Raw genomic sequence first — 16,444 nt, 5'->3', positions numbered from 1 at the left:
TCGTTGCATATCGATTGCGAAACACTCGACCACTACATAAAGAGTCGAAACCGGCGCCTACGCCGGCCACATCACGAAGGAGATAGCAATGGGTAACAGAGGTCCCGATTCGGGTGAACACACGGTCCGTCTCGATTTTGTGCCGAAGGACAGTTACCTGTCGAAGCAATTTCTCGAGCGGGAGAACGAGCGCCTGTGGCCGCGCGTATGGCAGGTTGCGTGTCGGCTGGAAGAGATCCCCAACGCCGGCGACTACGTCACCTTCGACGTGGCCGGCGAGTCGATCATCGTGGTGCGAACGGCGGCTGATCAGATCAAGGCCTTTTTCAACGTCTGCCAGCATCGCGGCCGTCGCTTGACCAACGGCAGCGGCAAGGCCTCGAAATTCCACTGTGCCTATCACGGATGGCAGTGGAATCTGGATGGCAGCGTCGCGCGCGTGCTCGATCGTGACGACTGGGCCGGCTGCGAGGATATGACTGACGGTGATCTGCGTCTCACCGATGTACTGGTGGACACGTGGGGCGGCTTCGTGTTCATCAACATGGACCCGAACGCCGAACCGCTCGCTAAATTCCTCGATCCGGTACCGGAGATCACGAACTGCTTCGAGTTCGAGAAGATGCGCTACCGCTGGTACAAGTCGATTCGTCTTCCGTGCAACTGGAAGGTCGCACTCGAAGCGTTCAACGAGGGTTATCACGTCGCGGCAACACATCCTCAGTTGCTGGACGTCGCCGGAGATGACGTAACGCGAAGCTTCGCCTATGGCCGCCACGGCATGTTTGGCTACTCGACGGCCACGCGCATGATCGGCGCGCCGTCACCGAGAACCGGCAAGCCGATGCCGGAGGACGTACGTCAGGGTCTTGTGAACTTCTTCCGTGTGATGGAAGAGACCCTGAAGGCGATCAACACCGCGCGCGACTACGAAGCGGCGAAGCGGCTGATGACGGAAATGTCGCCATCGGGCAACCAGTTCGAAGTCCTCGCCAAGGCGATGGATTTCCAACGCGAAGCGGCGATCGCCGAGGGCGCGGGCTGGCCGGAGATCACTTTCGAGCAACTCGGTCGCGCGGGAGCGGACTGGCACGTCTTCCCGAACCTCGTATTTCTTCCGTACCCCGACGGCGCGCTGTTTTACCGCGCACGCCCGGACGGCGATAACCCCGATTCGTGCATCTACGACATCTGGTCGCTGCAGCGCTACGCGCCGGGCGCGGAGCCGCCGCTCAAGCGCGAGTTCTACTACGGTGTCGACGACTGGAGAGAGAACGCTCAGGAGAACTTCGGCCTGATCCTGTGGCAGGACTTCCAGAACATGACCAACGTGCAGCAGGGGATGAAGTCGCGCGGCTTCAAGGGTTCGCGCACGAATCCGCTGCAGGAAACGTCGGTTTCGAACTTCCATCGCGCGCTGCGCGAATTCATCGCGCGGGAGGAGTGATGTCGACGAGCTGGGACGCAACGTACGACTTCGTGGTGGTCGGCAGCGGCGGTGGTTCGATGTGTGCGGCGCTTGCCTGCAAGTCGGTGGGCAAGGAAGCACTGATCATCGAGAAGCAGGCGAAGGTCGGTGGCTCGACCGGATATTCGGGCGGCGTCTGGTGGCTGCCGAACAATCACGTGATGAAGCGCCACGGCGTGAGCGATTCGTATGAGCGCGCACGCCAATACTTCGACGCCGCGGTCACGTATCAAGGTCCGGGCACCTCGGAGGCGCGACGCGAGGCTTACTTGCGCACCGGGCCGAAGATGGCAGAGTTTCTCGAGCAGCAGGGGATGCAGTTCGTGTACGCGGACGGCTGGTCCGATTACTACGACACGCTGCCTGGCGGGGAGCCGCGTGGCCGCTCCCTGTTGGCGAAGCTGTTCGACGTGAAGGAACTGGGCGAATGGGCGCCGCGTTTGTCGCGCTATAAAGGACCGTCGATGCCAGCCAACTCGGACGAGTACCCGACCCTGTTCCTGATGAAGCGGACGTGGGGCGGCAAGCGCAAGGCGATGCAACTTGGCGGCCGCATGCTTTACCAGAAGATCACGGGCAAGGAACTCGTGGCCAACGGCGCGGCGATTCAGGGGCGCATGCTTCAGATGGCGCTGCGCGCGAACGTGCCGATCTGGACGGACACGCCGGTGCGGGAGTTCATCGTCGAGGACGGGCGAGTGGTCGGCATTGTTGCAGTGCGCAGCGGCCGCGAGTTTCGCGTACGTGCCCGCCAGGGCGTGCTGCTCAACACCGGCGGCTTTTCACACAACGCTGAAATGCGCCGCAAGTACCAGCCGCAGCCGTCTTCCGCGGATTGGACCAATGCGAATCCAGGCGATACCGGCGAAATCCTGCAAGCTGCGATCGCGCTCGGCGGCGCGGTGGATTGCATGGAGGAAGCGTGGTGGGTCGTGACGTCGCTCGGCCCCAACGAAGAACTGCCCGAAGGCGCGCGCGCGCCGGATGGTTCGCCGTTGCCGTTCATGCATCACCTCGACCTGTCGCTGCCGTTTTCGATCATGGTCGATCAGGACGGCGAGCGCTTTTGCGACGAGGCGGGAGCGTATATGGAAATCGGTCAGCGCATGTACCAGCGCCACAAGCAGACGGGTAAGGCCGTGCCCGCGTGGGTCGTGATGGACAGCCGCCAGCGCAAATATTACCCGTGGGGCACCGCGATGCCGGGCCAGATTCCGCAGAAGTGGCTCGACAGTGGATACATGATCAAGGCTGACACGCTCGAAGAACTGGCCGCGAAATGCGGCATCGATCGCGCTGGCCTGCTCAAGACCGTCGAGCGCTTCAATGGTTTCTGCGCGACGGGCGTCGACGAAGACTACGGTCGCGGCTCGCGCGCATTCGATCGCTGCCATGGGGACCCGACCATCAAACCGAACCCGAATCTCGGGCCGATCGAGGAGGGCCCGTTCTACGCGGTGCGCATGTATCCGGGCGATGTGGGCACTGCTGGTGGCCTCGTGACTGACGAGTTCGGGCGTGTGCTGAAAGACGACGGTTCGCAAATCCCTGGGCTGTACGCCACCGGCAACTGCACGGCATCCGTGGTTGGCCGGTGTTATCCGGGCGCCGGCAGCAGCATCGGCGCATCGTTTGTGTTCGGTTACATCGCGGCGCTGCATTCGAGCGGCGCGCAAAAGATCTGGTGACACAGGAGAGTGACGAATGAATGCCTATCAGCCGCCCAGCAGTGAAGTCCTGGTCGACATCTACAGGCGCATGACACTCATCAAGCAGAACGATGAGCGCTTTCGCGCCGTGATCAAGGCCGGCAAGCTGGTCATGCCGTACTACTCGCCGCGCGGGCAGGAAGTGATTCCGTCGGCGATGTCGGTGTGTCTCACCGATGACGACTACATCTGCACGATCTACCGCGGCGTTCACGACATGATTGCCAAAGGTGTGCCGCTCAAGGAACTTTGGGCCGAACTCGGTGGACGAGTGACCGGGACCTGCAAGGGCAAGGGCGGTCCGATGCACGTTACCCATCCGGCGTCCGGTGTGATGGTCACGACCGGCATCGTCGGCAGTTCGATGCCAATTGCGAACGGCCTGGCGCTTGCCGCGCAGATTCGCGGAGAACGGCGCGTGGCAGTCGCTTACTTCGGCGATGGCGCATCCAACATCGGCGCGTTCCACGAGTCGCTGAACATGGCGTCGGTCTGGAAACTGCCGGTGATTTTCGTCTGCCAGAACAACGGCTACGCCGAGCACACCAAATACGCTTACGGCACCTCCGTGGCCAATATCGCGCAACGCGCCGTCGCGTACCAGATGCCCGGCGTGACAGTGAACGGCAACGATCCGATCGCGATGCACAAGGCGGCGCGCGAGGCGGTCGAGCGTGCGCGCGACGGTGGCGGCCCGACGCTGATCGAAGCGAACACGTTCCGCTTTCAGGGCCATGTATTTGGCGATCCGGACGCGTACATGGACAAGCACGAAAAGGCGGCCTGGGTCGCCAGGGACCCCGTGCCGCTGTTCCGCCAGTGGCTCATCGATGCAAAGCATGCGAGCGAAGAGCAACTGGCCGCGATGGAAGCCGGGCACGAGGCGCAGATCGACGCTGCGGTCGAATTCACGTTGTCGAGCGAATATCCCGATGTCGCGGAGCTTCGTCGCGACATCTTCAAGGACGAGGTGCTTGCATGAGCCAGATGCCAACCAACATCAACACCATCCAGGCGGTCAACTTCGCGCTTGACGACGCGATGGCCGCTGACGTCAACGTGATCGTGCTGGGTGAAGATGTTGCCGACGGTCAGGAAGGCGGCATTGTCGGCGTAACGAAGGGACTGTCGTCGAAATACGGCACGTCGCGCGTGCGTTCGACGCCGATCTCGGAGCAGGCCATCATCGGTGCGGCAATCGGCGCTTCGATGGTCGGCATGCGTCCGGTTGCGGAAATCATGCTGATGAACTTCACGACCGTCGCGATGGACATGATCGTGAATCATGCGGCGAAATTGCGCTTCATGTCGGGCGGCCAGACCAACGTGCCGATCGTCGTCCGCACGATGACCGGTGCCGGCTTCGGCACGGGTGGTCAACACGCGGACTACCTCGAAGCGTGGTTCGCGCACGTCGCAGGCATCAAGGTCGTCGCACCTTCGAATCCTGCCGATGCGTATGGCCTGATGCTGTCCTGCATCCGCGATGACGACCCTTGTCTGTTCATCGAGAACATGCCGACCTACTGGAACCCGGGCAATGCGCCGGAGCGCGGCGTGGCGATTCCACTTGGCAAGGCCAATGTCGTGCGCGCGGGCACGGACGTCACGTTGATCAGTTACAGCCGCCGCGTTCAAGAGGTCATGGTCGCCGCGGAGGCGCTCGCCAAGGACGGCATCGCCTGTGAAGTGATCGATTTGCGCACGGTCTCTCCTCTGGATACCGAAACCATCCTGACTTCGGTTGCCAAAACAGGGCGCGCCGTCGTGGTGCACGAGGCCGTCAAGCCGTTCGGCGTGGGTGCTGAAATCGCATCGCGCATCTACGAGGCACTCTTTCGCGAACTCAAGGCGCCGGTGCAGCGTGTGGGCGCGCAATTCTGCCCCGTGCCGTTCTCCAAGCCGCTCGAAGACGCGTTCGTACCGGGCGTGGCCGACATCGAGGCGGCGGTTCGCGCGACGCTGAAATGACGAGCGCGCCCCCCCAGAATTTCCATCATCAATAGAGCAAGCTCATGACCACACAAGTTCTGCTGCCCAAACTGGGCTTTTCCATGAATGAAGGCACGCTGGCCGAATGGCTGGCGGAAGACGGCGCGACCGTCAGCGAAGGGCAGATTCTCTACGCGCTCGAGAGCGACAAATCGGTTCAGGAAGTCGAGTCGCCGGCGTCGGGCACGCTGCGCATCGTTGCCCAGGTTGGCGAAGTGTATCCCGTCGGCACGGTGCTGGCGGAAATCGTCTGATCGGCCACAGGCCGGTCACGCTATTCAAGAGTCGTTTGAAGGGGCATCCGCGATGAGTGTCGAATCCGTAGCTACCCGAGCGCAGGCCAGCGTGAATACTGGTTCGGTCGAGGCCGCAGCACCAGCGTTCGGTGCGAATTTGCCGCCCTGGCCGCAGGTCGATTTCGCCGAATTCGGCGAGGTAGAGGTCAAGCCGGTGTCGCGCATCCAGAAGCTCACAGGAGCCTTCCTGTCGCGCAACTGGCTGACGATTCCGCATGTGACCCATCATGACGACGCCGATATTACGTCGCTCGAAAGCTATCGCAAGGCGCGCAACGAGGCGAATCCGGCGGTCAAGCTGACCCCGCTCGTCTTCCTGATCAAAGCCGTGGTGCGGGCTTTGCAGGAGTTTCCGCAATTCAATGCGTCGCTCGACGGTGACGGCAAAAACATCGTTCTGAAGAAGTACTTCCACATCGGGGTCGCCGTGGACACGCGCTTTGGATTGCTCGTGCCGGTGCTGCGCGATTGCGACAAGAAGAGTGTCGAAGAACTCTCGGTGGAACTTGCAGCAATTTCGCAGAAGGCCCGCGAGAAGGGACTATCGATGGCAGAGATGTCGGGTGGCTGCTTCTCGATCAGCTCGCTGGGCGGCTTCGGCGGTACCGGCTTTACGCCGATCGTCAATGCGCCGGAGGTGGCGATTCTCGGCGTGACTAAAACCCGGCTGGCGGCCGCGCCGGCGGATGACGGCGGCGTCATTTGGCGCAAGATGCTGCCGCTTTCGCTCAGCTATGACCATCGCGTGATCAACGGAGCCGACGCAGCGCGCTTCGCCGCATTCATCGGCACCGTGCTGGCCGATCCGCAGGCGCTCGCAGGTTAACAGACGATCTGACACAACAACGACGGGATTGAGATGAGAACCCTTGGCGAGATGATCGAGCGAAACGCTCGCTTGCATGCCGACCACACGGCGCTCGTGTATGCGGAACGGCGTCTGACGCACAGTCAGTTGGCGGAGCGTGCACGACGCTTTTCTGGCGCGCTGTATCAGCGTGGCCTGCGGCGTCAGGACCGGGTGGCGATCCTCGCGATGAACTGCGCGGAGTACTACGAGAGCTACCGTGCATGCGAGTGGGCCGGCTTTATTCTGGCGACCGTCAACTTTCGGCTGGCGCCCGCGGAGATTCTCTACATTCTGAAGGATGCGGCGCCCAAGGCGCTGGTGTTCGAGGCTCAGTATGCCGATGTCGTGGACGGACTGCGTTCGCAACTGCCCGGAATCGAGCAGTACATCTGCATCGGCGACGCGCCTGATTGGGCCGTTTCGTTCGAGGCGGTGATGCTAGCCGGACCGGTGGAAGGGCCGCCGATCCGCTCGAATCCCGAGGATTACGCGTACCTGATGTACACGAGCGGCACCACGGGGCGTCCCAAGGGGGTCGTGCGCACGCATCATGCGATGTGCGTCACCGCGGAAAGCTGCGCACTCGTGACGGAGTTTTCTGGCAAGACGCGTGTGCTGCAGACGACGCCGGCGTTCCATGTCGGCGGGATCGGCTTCGTCAATGCAGTCGCGTGGATGGGCGGCACGACGGTCATACATCGCGCCTTCGATCCGAAGCAAATGCTCGAGACGATCGCGAAAGAACGCATCACCTTCACGTTCATGGTTGCCGCGATGCTTCAGGCGGTCCTCGACGTGCCGGAGCTGGCGAGCTATGACGTGTCGAGCATCGAGAACATCGTCACCGCGGCTGCACCGGTGCCGCCGCCACTGCTTGTGCGTGGCATTCAGGTGCTCGGCCCCGTGTTTTCGGTGCAGTACGGCATGACCGAGAGCAATGCCTGCTGGCTGCCTGCGCACGAGGTGAAGCCTCAAGGGTCGCCGGAACAGGTACGACGCCTCGCATCGGTGGGACGTCCGTGTCCCGGCATCGACCTGCGCATCGTCGACGATCAGGGCAACGATCTGCCGCAAGGTCAGACCGGCGAGGTCTGGCTGCGCTCGGCGACGCAGTTGAGCGGCTACTGGAACAACAGCGTGGCGACGGTGGAAGCGCTGCGCGACGGCTGGTACCGCTCGGGCGACATGGGCTACCAGGACAAGGACGGCTACATTTTCCTCGTCGACCGCAAGAAGGACATGATCATTTCCGGCGGCGAAAACATCTATAGCCGTGAAGTCGAAGATGCGCTGGGGCAGCATCCGGCGGTCGTCGACGTGGCGGTGATCGGCGTGCCGCACGAGAAGTGGGGAGAGTGCGTGAAGGCGATCGTTGTGTTGCGGCGGGGCGAGCATGCGGGCGAAGCCGAATTGATCGAGTTCTGCCGCGGCCTGATCGCGAGCTACAAATGTCCGAAAGCCATCGCCTTCGTCGACGAGCTGCCGAGACTGCCCACCGGCAAGATCAGCAAGGTGAGTTTGCGCCAGCAGTTTGCCCAGTGAATGGCAGTCGCCTGATTTGGAGAGAATCGATCATGGCCAAATGGCTAAAGAGTTCGGAATGCGTGAAGTTTGAAGTAGCCGAACGTGTTGCCCGTATCACGCTGAATCGTCCGGACAAGCGCAATGCCATCAACAATCCGCTTCTGCAGGAGCTCAAAGCGGCGTTGCTCGAAGCCGACGACCTCAAATCGGTGAACGTGATCGTGCTGTCGGGAGCGGGGCGCGATTTCTGCGCGGGCTACGATCTCGTGACGACGTATTCGGACCGTGCCGCGGACGCCGTCGATCCGGGTGACTATCGCGGCACGATTCGCAGCTTCGACGACGACTGCTGGTCGATGGAGCGGCAGTCGGAGACGGTCAATCTGATGGCCGAAATCCACAAGCCGATCATCGCGCAGGTGCATGGCAACTGTCTTGCGGGCGGCACGGATCTGGCGCTCGCGTGCGACATGGTGATCGCCGCCGACAATGCGAGGATCGGTTTCCCCGCCACGCGCGCGAACGGCTCGCCGCCTGCGCATATGTGGTTCTATCACGTGGGCCCGCAGTGGGCGAAGCGTCTGCTGCTTTCCGGCGACTCGCTGACGGGCCGCGACGCCGCGAAGATCGGCCTCGTCATGGATGCGGTGCCGGTTGAGCAGCTCGACGCGGAGGTCAACGAGCTGGCGCGCCGTCTGTCGTTCGTCGATGCCGATCTGTTGGCTGCGAATAAGCGCATCGTCAACCTCGGCCTGGAGCTGGCCGGCTCGCGCACGCTTCAACGCATTGCGGTGGAGAACGACGCTCGCGCTCATCAGAGCCAGGGGCCGCGGCGCGCGCAGTTCAAGGCAGACATGGAAGCGGTTGGCCTCAAGGAAGCGCTCAAGCGCCGCGACGAGCCGTTCGGCGACGGGATGATCCGGCTGCACGCTCGCGGCAGTTGACCCGTCGTTCGAAGCGACCAATCCAACCCAAACGAAGATCCGAACATCATGGATGTTGAACTCACATTGAACGGCGCGGTTGCGACGCTGTGTCTGAACCGCCCCGAGAAGCTCAACGCGCTGACGCCGGAGATGCTCCAGCTGATTCTCGGTCACCTCGATCGAATCGAACAGGACCCGGAGATTCGCGCGGTGATCCTCACCGGCGCAGGCCGCGCTTTTTGCGCCGGCGCCGACATCAAGGGCAGCGGCGCCGCGCCGCCGCAGATGAGTGTGGCGCACGCGCGTGCATCGATGGCGGTGTATCAGACGATCGCGCTGCGGTTGTACAACCTCAACAAGCCAATGGTCGCGGCGGTACGGGGTGTGGCGGTCGGGATTGCATGGAGCTTTGCGCTATGTGCCGACCAGCTCGTCGTTTCGGATACGGCGCAGTTCATCCCCGCATTCCTGATGCGCGCCACCTTGCCCGAAGGTGGCATGGTGCATCTGCTCGCGCGTCATTGCGGCGAGTTTCGTGCGAAGGAAATCATGTATCTGAACCGTCGGCTGAGCGGCAAGGAAGCGCTCGATATGGGTCTTGCCAGTCATCTTGTCGAAGACGGCGAACTCGACGCGGCTGCCGAAAAGCTGGCTGGCGAACTTGCGGCCGGCCCGACATTTTCCCTCGGGCTGACCAAGCAGTTGTTCAGGTTGAACACGGGCAGCATGGAAGAGTTTCTGGCTCAGGAACTCAACGCGGTGGCGCTCGCCGTGAACTCCGAGGATGCGGCGGAAGGACGGCTCGCGGCCAGAGAAAAGCGCGCACCCGCTTTCAGGGGCCGCTAGCCGCAGACCCCGCACGAGCGCAGCACGGCGGCGCGGCAGAGCAGACAAACGAAGACGAAAGAGATTCAGGAGTCAAGCATGCATTTCGGCTACAGCGAGGAAGACGAATCATTTCGTCAGGAAGTCAGGAAGTTTTTCAACGAGCATGCACCGGCCGACATCTCGCGCCGCTGGCGTGATGGCGTGCATCCGCCCGCGCGCGATGATATCCGCAGATGGCAGCGCATTCTGTACGAGCGCGGCTGGGGCGCCCCCCATTGGCCGGCCGAACATGGCGGCACTGATTGGAGCGCGCTGCGCAAGCATATCTTCATGGAAGAGCTGTACAACGCCGATGCGATGGACTACGGGTGGCAGTCCACTCAGATGGTGGCGCCCGTCATCATCGCGTTTGGGTCGGACTGGCAGAAGGAGCGTTTCCTCGGGCCTATCCTGCGTGGCGACGAGTTCTGGTGCCAGGGCTTTTCGGAACCGAACGCGGGCTCGGATCTGGCCGGGCTGAAAACCACGGCCGTGCTCGACGGTGATGAATACGTGATCAATGGCCAGAAGATCTGGACCAGCGACGCAACGATTGCCGATTGGGGCTTCTTCCTCGTCAAGACCGATACGACGGTCAAGCCGCAACGCGGCATCTCCTTCCTGCTGGTCAAGATGGACACACCGGGCATCACGGTGCGTCCGATCGTCTCGATCGAGGGCGGCAAGGGGCTGAATGAAGTGTTCCTCGAGAACGTGCGTGTGCCGAAGACGCATCTCGTGGGCGAGGCTGGCATGGGCTGGACCTATGCGAAGTATCTGCTCGAAAAGGAGCGCACGGCGAGCGCGTTCCTGTACTTCAACAAACGCGAGCTGCAACGCGCGAAAGACATCGCCGCTCAGGAGATGGTGGACGGCGTGCGCCTGATCGATACCCCCGGGTTCGCGCGCAAGGTCGCGGAGGTCGAAGCGGACCTGATGGCGCTCGAATGGTCCGTGCTGCGCATCCTCTCTGAAGAGAAGAGCGAGCGCAATCTGGACGCTGTCGTCTCTGCGCTGAAGATCAGCGGGTCGGAGATGCAACAGCGTGTGACGCAGCTGCAAATGGACGCACTGGGTCCTCGCGCGATGCGTTTCGACGACCACAGCGAGCCACATGGTGATCCGGTAGTCGACGAAAACTGGCCGGAATACATCGGAGGCCGCACGTCGGGCTATCTGATCGCTCGCGCATCCACCATCTATGGCGGCGCGCGCGAAGTGCAGAAGAACATCATCGCCAAGCTGGCGTTTGGACTGTAGCCATGGACTTCAATTTCTCCGAAGAACAATTGATGCTGAAGGATGGCGCCGAGCGCTATGTTCAGCAGGAGTATGGATTCGAGGCGCGCACGCGCATCGCGGCCGGGCAAGAGGGCTTCAGCCGCGAACATTGGCGCGCGTATGCGGACCTCGGTTGGCTCGGCTTGACCATGCCGGAAGACGTCGGCGGTCTCGGGTGTTCGTTTGTCGAAACGGCGATCCTGATGGAGGCGCTGGGTCGCGGCATGGCGCTCGAGCCGGTCGTACAGACGGCGCTGCTTTGCGCGACGATCATCGAGCGAGGCGATGCGCAGGGTCAGCGCGAGACACTGCTTCCCGCCGTCATCGAAGGCAAGCTTCTGCTTTCGCTCGCGGACAGCGAAGCGGGCAGCCGATACAAAGTGGGCTGTCACGCACGAACGCACGCGCTCAAGACAGCCTCGGGTTATCTGATCAGCGGGGCGAAGACGCTGGTGATCGCAGGCGCGTCGGCAGATCAGTTGCTCGTGACCGCGCGAGTCGAAGGTGCGTCGCAGGGTGTGGGCGTTTTTCTCGTCGATCGACGCGCTGCGGGCGTGACGTGCCGTTCGTACCGCTTACTCGATGGATCGCGTGCCGCGGATATCGACCTGCACAACGTCGAGCTCGGTGAGGATGCGCTGATCGTCGGCCCGGATCGCGCGATGGAGGTACTCACGCAAGCAACGGAACTCGCGATTCTCGCGAGCGTGGCCGAGAGCCTCGGCATGATGGAAGCCGTGATGGCGATCACCTCGGAGTACATCAAGGGACGCTCGCAGTTCGGCCAGCCGATTGGCAAGTTCCAGGCGCTGCAGCATCGCATGGCGGAGATGTTCGTCGCCACGCAGGAGGCACGCTCGATGCTGTACTGCGGGATCGCGCACCTGAACGGCACGGCGGCCGAACGCAGCCGCGTAATCTCGGCGGCCAAGGCCGTTGCGGCGCGCGCCAATCGATTCGTTTGCGCGCAGGGCATCCAGTTGCACGGCGGCATGGGGCTCACCGAGGAATATCCGGTGGGGCACTACTTCCGCAAGATGGCGATGATGGAGAAGATGTTCGGCGATATCGACTTTCATCTCGACCGCGTAGCGGCCGGCTGATCGAGTCGTCGTTATGCCGCAATTTTCGTTCGATGGACAAGTCGCCCTAGTGACCGGTGCTGCCGGAGCCATTGGCCGGGCGATTGCGACGGAGCTTGCGCTTCGCGGCGCACGCATCGTCGTGAACGATTATGGTGGCGACACTGCCGGCTTTCCGTTCGAAGCAAGCGCCGCACCGCAGCTAGACCAGGACGCTGTCGTCGGGTGCGGACCGTCCGCGGCTTCCGGGGCTTCATGACGATGAGCACTTTCGCGAAACAACTCGATGGAAAGGTCGCCGTCGTCACCGGTTCGACCCAAGGTTTGGGCGAAGGCATTGCTCTACGACTTGCGCGTGCTGGCGCGAAGATCGTCGTAAACGGCCGCTCGGCGGAAAAGGGAAGGAAAGTCGTTGAATCTCTTCTCGCGATCGGCGCGGAAGCGCTATTCATTCCAGCCGACGTGACCGACAAATCTCAGGTCCAATCTCTGGTGCAGGACGGCGCCAGGCATTTCGGGCGGCTGGACATTCTCGTCAACAATGCGCAGGTCGTACCGGATCTGGTCGAGGTCGAATCCTCGGCCAACGACGCGAACCTCGAAGTGGCGCTTCGTTCCGGCCTCTACGGATCGTTGTGGGCCAGTCAGGCGGCACTGCCATGGTTTCGTCAAGCAGGAGGCGGCCGGATCGTCAATTTCGGGTCGATCAATGCCGTCTATGGCAGCAAATATGGTCTTGCCTATAACGCCGCGAAGGAAGCGATTCGCGGTCTCACGCGAACCCTTGCGAATGAATGGGGGCGCGACAACATCACGGTCAACGCGGTTTTGCCGTCCGGCTGGAGTCCGTCTTACGCGGCCTTCTATCGTGGCGATGCAAAGAAGGCCGAAGCTGTCGCCCGTCTCAATCCGATGCGCCGCCACGGTCGTGCCGAGGAAGACATTGGTGCAGCGGTTCTGGGACTTGTGTCCGAGCACGGCCGCTTCATCACTGGCCAATCCCTCTTCATAGATGGCGGGGCCAATCTCCTGGGACTGCCGCAACTGCATTCCGTGGGCACCGTGTTTCAGTGAAGGCCGACAAGATGAGCCAGTTCGACAAGAAGCGGGCAATCGTTTTTGGCATCGACGCGATCGGTCGTGGCATCGCTCTGCGCCTCGGGCGCGAGGGAGTCGCCGTCGCGTTGATCGATGCTGATATTGACGAGGCTGAGGCTACCGCGCGGGACATTCGCCGCGCCGGTGGACGAGCGGTGTCGTCCGGCGTTGCGTGGGATGCAGTGCGCGGAGCCATCGAGCACGCCGTCGACCGACTCGGTGGGCTGGACATACTGGTCAACAACGTTTTGCCTCAGCCACATATCGGCCCACTGGAAGAGCAACCTCCGACGGCGTTCGAAACGACTTTCGGACGTGTTCATGCGGCAGCAGCGGCAATGCAGGCGGCGCTGCCACCTATGCGTGCGGCGGGCGGCGGACGCATCATCAATGTCGGCCACCGTTACGGCGAAAACGTCAATGACGGAATCGCTGCCTACAACGCGGCTGCGTGGGGGCTGGTGGGACTGACTCGTACGGCCGCCGTGGATTGGGGCAAGTATCAAATTGCCACCAACCTGCTGCTACCTCTTGCTGACACTCCAGAATTCAGGGTCTTCCATCAGCGACGTTCGAAACTCCTCGACCTGATGGTTGGGCAGTTACCTCTGTGTCGCCTCGGCGATACGGTGGAGGATATCGGCGCGACAGTGCTTTTCCTGGCCTCCGAGGCATGCAATTTTGTTAATGGCACCGTGATCTACGGTGATGGTGGTCAGCACACCGCGGGCCCGGTCCTCAACCCCGGCAAGCTTTCACTGACCGCTCAATAACGATCACTTACCGAGGAGGATCAGGATGCAACGTGTCAAGGACAAGATAGCTATTGTGACCGGGGCCGCGTCGGGCATCGGCGCCGCCTGTGCTGCGAGACTCGCGGACGAGGGCGCGCTGCTCGTCGTGGCGGACCTCAATCTCGAAGGCGCACAGCAGCAGGTTCGTCGCATCAAGGAGTCGGGCGGCCAGGCAGTTGCGGCGCGTGTCGATATTGGCGACGAAAGTTCGATCGACGCGTTGTTCGAACTGACGCTCGAGTCCTGGGGCGGACTCGATATCCTGCACAACAACGCCGCGGCCACGTCGCTTTCCAGTACCGTCGATGCGGCAGTCGAGACAGTCGACGTCGCTGTCTGGGACGACACGATGCGCATCAATCTTCGGGGCACCATGCTGGCCTCGCGGCGTGCGCTACCGCTGATGCGGGCACGCGGTGGCGGTTCGATCATCAATACCTCGTCGGGCTCTGCTCAGGCGGGTGCGCTGGGGTATAGCGCCTATGGTGTCTGCAAGGCCGGTATCGAGAACCTGACGCGCTACATCGCCGCGCAGCACGGTAAGGAGGGAATACGCTGCAACGCGATTGCTCCTGGCCTGATCGTCACGCCGGTGACCCAGGCGTACTACGCGGGGGAACTCGGCGAGATGATGCTGAGCCACCATCTGACGCCGCGCCTCGGGCAGCCCGAGGACATTGCGCATGCGGTGGTGTATCTCGCTTCGGATGAGGCGGCGTTCGTCACAGGCCAGGTGTTCAACGTCGATGGCGGACTTCTTTCGCACCAGCCTTACTATGCCGACGAAATTCGCGCGCGCTCGGCCGCCACGACTAAGGTTAGCAAGGGGGAGGCATGACGACGGATTCCGGTCTTCTTGCGCGTATCGAGCGCATCGAGGCGCAGCTTGCTATACAGCAGTTGCCGGTGCGATACGCGCTCGCGGTCGATTCGCGCGATCTGGACAGTCTGGTGCAGCTGTTCGCTGAAGACGTCAACTGCGGCCGATGGGGCACGGGCCGTGCGGCGCTGAAGACGTTCTATGGCTCCGAGCACATTTTGCGCGGCTTTTATCGCAGCATTCACCAGATCTGCGGCCACACAGTCGATATCATCGATCCCGACCATGCGACAGGAAGCGTCTATTGTCGCGCGGAGCATGAGGACAACGGCGCGTGGGTGGTGATGGCGATCTGCTACTTCGATCACTACGTGCGACGCGACGGGCAATGGTACTTCGAGCGACGCGACGAACAGCACTGGTATTCGACTGACTGGCTCGAGCGACCCGGTGCTCCGCGCTTCCAGAACTGGCCCGGCAAGTACGAGGGCGACCGCTATCAGCCGCGCCTTCCGCAAGGATTTCCGACGTGGGCGACGTTCTGGGGCGCGAGCGAACAGCACGCCATCGACACATTGACGAAGGCGCCGTAAGCGCGGCAGTGTCCGCGGCTCTTGCGCGTTACAGCGCCGCTTCTCCACGCAAGAGCACGTCGGCACCGCCGTCGACGAACGGGACTTGACCCACCATGTAGCCGTTGGCAGGACTCGCGAGGAAGGCGAGGAGCGGCACGATCTGCTCGGCGGTGGCGTAGTCGGGCACGACGGTGGGCACGCCGGCGGCAAGCGCCTCGCGACCTTCTGCCGTTTCCAGCAACGGCGCGACCATCGGCGTCTTCACGATGCCCGGCGCGACACCATTCAGCAGCACGCCCTTGTCGGCCCAGCCGGGCAGCACCGCCGTGCGCCGTATCCACTGCGTCAGCGCGCGCTTGGATGATGCATAGCTTTGTGCGCCGATCTTTCCAGCTTGCTCGCGTGCCGCGGCTTCGTTGCCGTCGAGGCATAACTCGACGAGGCGCGCATCGACCGGATGAAGCGACGCGAGCGATGAGATCACCACGGCGCGTGGCTCCGTTGCGCGATGCAGCAGCGGCAACAGGCGTGGCAACAGATCAGTAACGCCGAAGTAATTGACCGCGACCAGCGTGTCGCCGGGCACCGGCGGCGACACGCCGGCGCAGGCGACTACCGCATCGATCGACGGTGCGATCTGCTGTACGCGCGCGACCAGCGCTGCGCGCTGCGCCGGGTCGGTGAGGTCCGCGCAAACTTGCGCATCGTGGAGATCGACGCCGATCACCCGTTCGCCAAGCGCGGTCAAATGCCGGGCCAGCGCCGCGCCCATGCCTGATGCGGCGCCGGTGATCAGCGTCGTGCGTGGAACAGCCATGTCTATCACGCTTACGCAGCCACGCCGGGCAAATGCACCACCAATCCGTCGAGCTCCGGCGTCACGAAGATCTGGCACGTCAGACGGCTGTTTTCACGCACGTCCATCGCACAGGTGAGCATGTCGACTTCGTAGGATTCGGCCGCCGGCATGTGGCTGCTCCAGGCTTGGTCGACGTACGCATGACAGGTTGCGCAGCTGCAGCTGCCGCCACAGTCGCCGAGAATGCCCGGGATCTGGTTGTTGACGGCCGTTTGCATGACTGAATCGCCAACGGTGGCGCTCACGGCGGCTTCGCTGCCGTCCGGCTGAATGAATCGAATGAGCGGCATGGCTTCTGGACCT

18 protein-coding genes are annotated in these 16,444 nt (G+C 62.5%); 16 read left to right on the top strand and 2 right to left on the bottom strand.

Features of this window, described 5'->3' with window-relative positions:
- Window positions 1-88: 88 nt before the first annotated feature.
- The 16 genes from GCT19_RS06055 to GCT19_RS05980 all read left to right on the top strand — a co-directional run bounded on the left by GCT19_RS06055 (window position 89) and on the right by GCT19_RS05980 (window position 15,300).
- Window positions 89-1,447 (top strand): aromatic ring-hydroxylating oxygenase subunit alpha, encoded by a 1,359-nt coding sequence (locus tag GCT19_RS06055; protein WP_152851321.1) that lies wholly within the window; start codon window positions 89-91, stop codon window positions 1,445-1,447.
- The gene (locus GCT19_RS06050) at window positions 1,447-3,156 is read left to right on the top strand and encodes an FAD-binding protein (protein WP_152851320.1); all 1,710 of its coding nucleotides are present in this window, start codon (window positions 1,447-1,449) and stop codon (window positions 3,154-3,156) included. The genes GCT19_RS06055 and GCT19_RS06050 overlap by 1 nt, the downstream gene beginning before the upstream one ends.
- A 16-nt stretch (window positions 3,157-3,172) precedes the next feature.
- Window positions 3,173-4,159, top strand: a complete 987-nt coding sequence (locus GCT19_RS06045; protein ID WP_152851319.1) for a thiamine pyrophosphate-dependent dehydrogenase E1 component subunit alpha — start codon at window positions 3,173-3,175, stop codon at window positions 4,157-4,159.
- Window positions 4,156-5,148 (top strand): alpha-ketoacid dehydrogenase subunit beta, encoded by a 993-nt coding sequence (locus tag GCT19_RS06040; protein WP_152851318.1) that lies wholly within the window; start codon window positions 4,156-4,158, stop codon window positions 5,146-5,148. The genes GCT19_RS06045 and GCT19_RS06040 overlap by 4 nt, the downstream gene beginning before the upstream one ends.
- Window positions 5,149-5,192: 44 nt before the next feature.
- Window positions 5,193-5,423 (top strand): biotin/lipoyl-containing protein, encoded by a 231-nt coding sequence (locus GCT19_RS06035; RefSeq protein WP_152851317.1) that lies wholly within the window; start codon window positions 5,193-5,195, stop codon window positions 5,421-5,423.
- Between the two features lie 52 nt (window positions 5,424-5,475).
- On the top strand, window positions 5,476-6,291 hold the full coding sequence (locus GCT19_RS06030) for a 2-oxo acid dehydrogenase subunit E2 (RefSeq protein ID WP_152851411.1): 816 nt from the start codon (window positions 5,476-5,478) through the stop codon (window positions 6,289-6,291).
- A gap of 33 nt (window positions 6,292-6,324) precedes the next feature.
- A complete protein-coding gene (locus GCT19_RS06025; protein ID WP_026228813.1) occupies window positions 6,325-7,857 on the top strand; it encodes a class I adenylate-forming enzyme family protein in 1,533 nt (510 codons plus the stop codon).
- Window positions 7,858-7,889: 32 nt separating this feature from the next.
- The gene (locus tag GCT19_RS06020; protein ID WP_018436087.1) at window positions 7,890-8,783 is read left to right on the top strand and encodes a crotonase/enoyl-CoA hydratase family protein; all 894 of its coding nucleotides are present in this window, start codon (window positions 7,890-7,892) and stop codon (window positions 8,781-8,783) included.
- A gap of 48 nt (window positions 8,784-8,831) precedes the next feature.
- Entirely contained in the window at window positions 8,832-9,611 is a 780-nt protein-coding gene (locus GCT19_RS06015; RefSeq protein WP_018436088.1) for an enoyl-CoA hydratase/isomerase family protein, read from the top strand.
- A 78-nt stretch (window positions 9,612-9,689) separates the two neighbouring features.
- Window positions 9,690-10,892, top strand: a complete 1,203-nt coding sequence (locus GCT19_RS06010; RefSeq protein ID WP_018436089.1) for an acyl-CoA dehydrogenase family protein — start codon at window positions 9,690-9,692, stop codon at window positions 10,890-10,892.
- A 2-nt stretch (window positions 10,893-10,894) separates the two neighbouring features.
- Window positions 10,895-12,016, top strand: a complete 1,122-nt coding sequence (locus GCT19_RS06005; protein ID WP_152851316.1) for an acyl-CoA dehydrogenase family protein — start codon at window positions 10,895-10,897, stop codon at window positions 12,014-12,016.
- 13 nt (window positions 12,017-12,029) lie between these two features.
- The gene (locus GCT19_RS44335) at window positions 12,030-12,254 is read left to right on the top strand and encodes an SDR family NAD(P)-dependent oxidoreductase (protein ID WP_152851315.1); all 225 of its coding nucleotides are present in this window, start codon (window positions 12,030-12,032) and stop codon (window positions 12,252-12,254) included.
- On the top strand, window positions 12,251-13,069 hold the full coding sequence (locus GCT19_RS05995) for an SDR family NAD(P)-dependent oxidoreductase (RefSeq protein WP_152851314.1): 819 nt from the start codon (window positions 12,251-12,253) through the stop codon (window positions 13,067-13,069). The genes GCT19_RS44335 and GCT19_RS05995 overlap by 4 nt, the downstream gene beginning before the upstream one ends.
- Before the next feature lie 11 nt (window positions 13,070-13,080).
- Window positions 13,081-13,866, top strand: coding sequence for an SDR family NAD(P)-dependent oxidoreductase (locus tag GCT19_RS05990; RefSeq protein WP_152851313.1), 786 nt, complete (start codon window positions 13,081-13,083; stop codon window positions 13,864-13,866).
- 25 nt (window positions 13,867-13,891) lie between these two features.
- Complete coding sequence (locus GCT19_RS05985) at window positions 13,892-14,725, top strand: SDR family oxidoreductase (protein WP_018436094.1); 834 nt, start codon at window positions 13,892-13,894, stop codon at window positions 14,723-14,725.
- Window positions 14,722-15,300 (top strand): nuclear transport factor 2 family protein, encoded by a 579-nt coding sequence (locus GCT19_RS05980; RefSeq protein ID WP_152851312.1) that lies wholly within the window; start codon window positions 14,722-14,724, stop codon window positions 15,298-15,300. The genes GCT19_RS05985 and GCT19_RS05980 overlap by 4 nt, the downstream gene beginning before the upstream one ends.
- Window positions 15,301-15,328: 28 nt before the next feature.
- On the opposite strand, the gene GCT19_RS05975 is transcribed toward GCT19_RS05980, so the two are convergent.
- Both GCT19_RS05975 and GCT19_RS05970 read right to left on the bottom strand, forming a co-directional pair.
- Window positions 15,329-16,099, bottom strand: coding sequence for an SDR family oxidoreductase (locus GCT19_RS05975; RefSeq protein ID WP_152851311.1), 771 nt, complete (start codon window positions 16,097-16,099; stop codon window positions 15,329-15,331).
- Window positions 16,100-16,110: 11 nt separating this feature from the next.
- Window positions 16,111-16,431 carry a 2Fe-2S iron-sulfur cluster-binding protein gene (locus GCT19_RS05970; protein WP_152851310.1) on the bottom strand — a complete coding sequence of 107 codons (321 nt, stop codon included), beginning with the start codon at window positions 16,429-16,431 and terminating at the stop codon, window positions 16,111-16,113.
- Window positions 16,432-16,444: the final 13 nt, after the last annotated feature.

Source organism: Paraburkholderia atlantica (genome assembly GCF_009362785.1).
In the GTDB taxonomy this organism is placed as follows: Bacteria; Pseudomonadota; Gammaproteobacteria; order Burkholderiales; family Burkholderiaceae; genus Paraburkholderia; species Paraburkholderia atlantica.
This window is presented reverse-complemented; position numbering and strand designations above follow the sequence as displayed.

What these genes read in the sequence shown, in the direction of transcription:
- GCT19_RS06055 (WP_152851321.1), top strand. Translation starts at nt 89, where the DNA reads ATGGGTAACAGAGGTCCCGATTCGGGTGAACACACGGTCCGTCTCGAT.
- GCT19_RS06050 (WP_152851320.1), top strand. Translation starts at nt 1,447, where the DNA reads ATGTCGACGAGCTGGGACGCAACGTACGACTTCGTGGTGGTCGGCAGC.
- GCT19_RS06045 (WP_152851319.1), top strand. Translation starts at nt 3,173, where the DNA reads ATGAATGCCTATCAGCCGCCCAGCAGTGAAGTCCTGGTCGACATCTAC.
- GCT19_RS06040 (WP_152851318.1), top strand. Translation starts at nt 4,156, where the DNA reads ATGAGCCAGATGCCAACCAACATCAACACCATCCAGGCGGTCAACTTC.
- GCT19_RS06035 (WP_152851317.1), top strand. Translation starts at nt 5,193, where the DNA reads ATGACCACACAAGTTCTGCTGCCCAAACTGGGCTTTTCCATGAATGAA.
- GCT19_RS06030 (WP_152851411.1), top strand. Translation starts at nt 5,476, where the DNA reads ATGAGTGTCGAATCCGTAGCTACCCGAGCGCAGGCCAGCGTGAATACT.
- GCT19_RS06025 (WP_026228813.1), top strand. Translation starts at nt 6,325, where the DNA reads ATGAGAACCCTTGGCGAGATGATCGAGCGAAACGCTCGCTTGCATGCC.
- GCT19_RS06020 (WP_018436087.1), top strand. Translation starts at nt 7,890, where the DNA reads ATGGCCAAATGGCTAAAGAGTTCGGAATGCGTGAAGTTTGAAGTAGCC.
- GCT19_RS06015 (WP_018436088.1), top strand. Translation starts at nt 8,832, where the DNA reads ATGGATGTTGAACTCACATTGAACGGCGCGGTTGCGACGCTGTGTCTG.
- GCT19_RS06010 (WP_018436089.1), top strand. Translation starts at nt 9,690, where the DNA reads ATGCATTTCGGCTACAGCGAGGAAGACGAATCATTTCGTCAGGAAGTC.
- GCT19_RS06005 (WP_152851316.1), top strand. Translation starts at nt 10,895, where the DNA reads ATGGACTTCAATTTCTCCGAAGAACAATTGATGCTGAAGGATGGCGCC.
- GCT19_RS44335 (WP_152851315.1), top strand. Translation starts at nt 12,030, where the DNA reads ATGCCGCAATTTTCGTTCGATGGACAAGTCGCCCTAGTGACCGGTGCT.
- GCT19_RS05995 (WP_152851314.1), top strand. Translation starts at nt 12,251, where the DNA reads ATGACGATGAGCACTTTCGCGAAACAACTCGATGGAAAGGTCGCCGTC.
- GCT19_RS05990 (WP_152851313.1), top strand. Translation starts at nt 13,081, where the DNA reads ATGAGCCAGTTCGACAAGAAGCGGGCAATCGTTTTTGGCATCGACGCG.
- GCT19_RS05985 (WP_018436094.1), top strand. Translation starts at nt 13,892, where the DNA reads ATGCAACGTGTCAAGGACAAGATAGCTATTGTGACCGGGGCCGCGTCG.
- GCT19_RS05980 (WP_152851312.1), top strand. Translation starts at nt 14,722, where the DNA reads ATGACGACGGATTCCGGTCTTCTTGCGCGTATCGAGCGCATCGAGGCG.
- GCT19_RS05975 (WP_152851311.1), bottom strand. Translation starts at nt 16,099, where the DNA reads ATGGCTGTTCCACGCACGACGCTGATCACCGGCGCCGCATCAGGCATG.
- GCT19_RS05970 (WP_152851310.1), bottom strand. Translation starts at nt 16,431, where the DNA reads ATGCCGCTCATTCGATTCATTCAGCCGGACGGCAGCGAAGCCGCCGTG.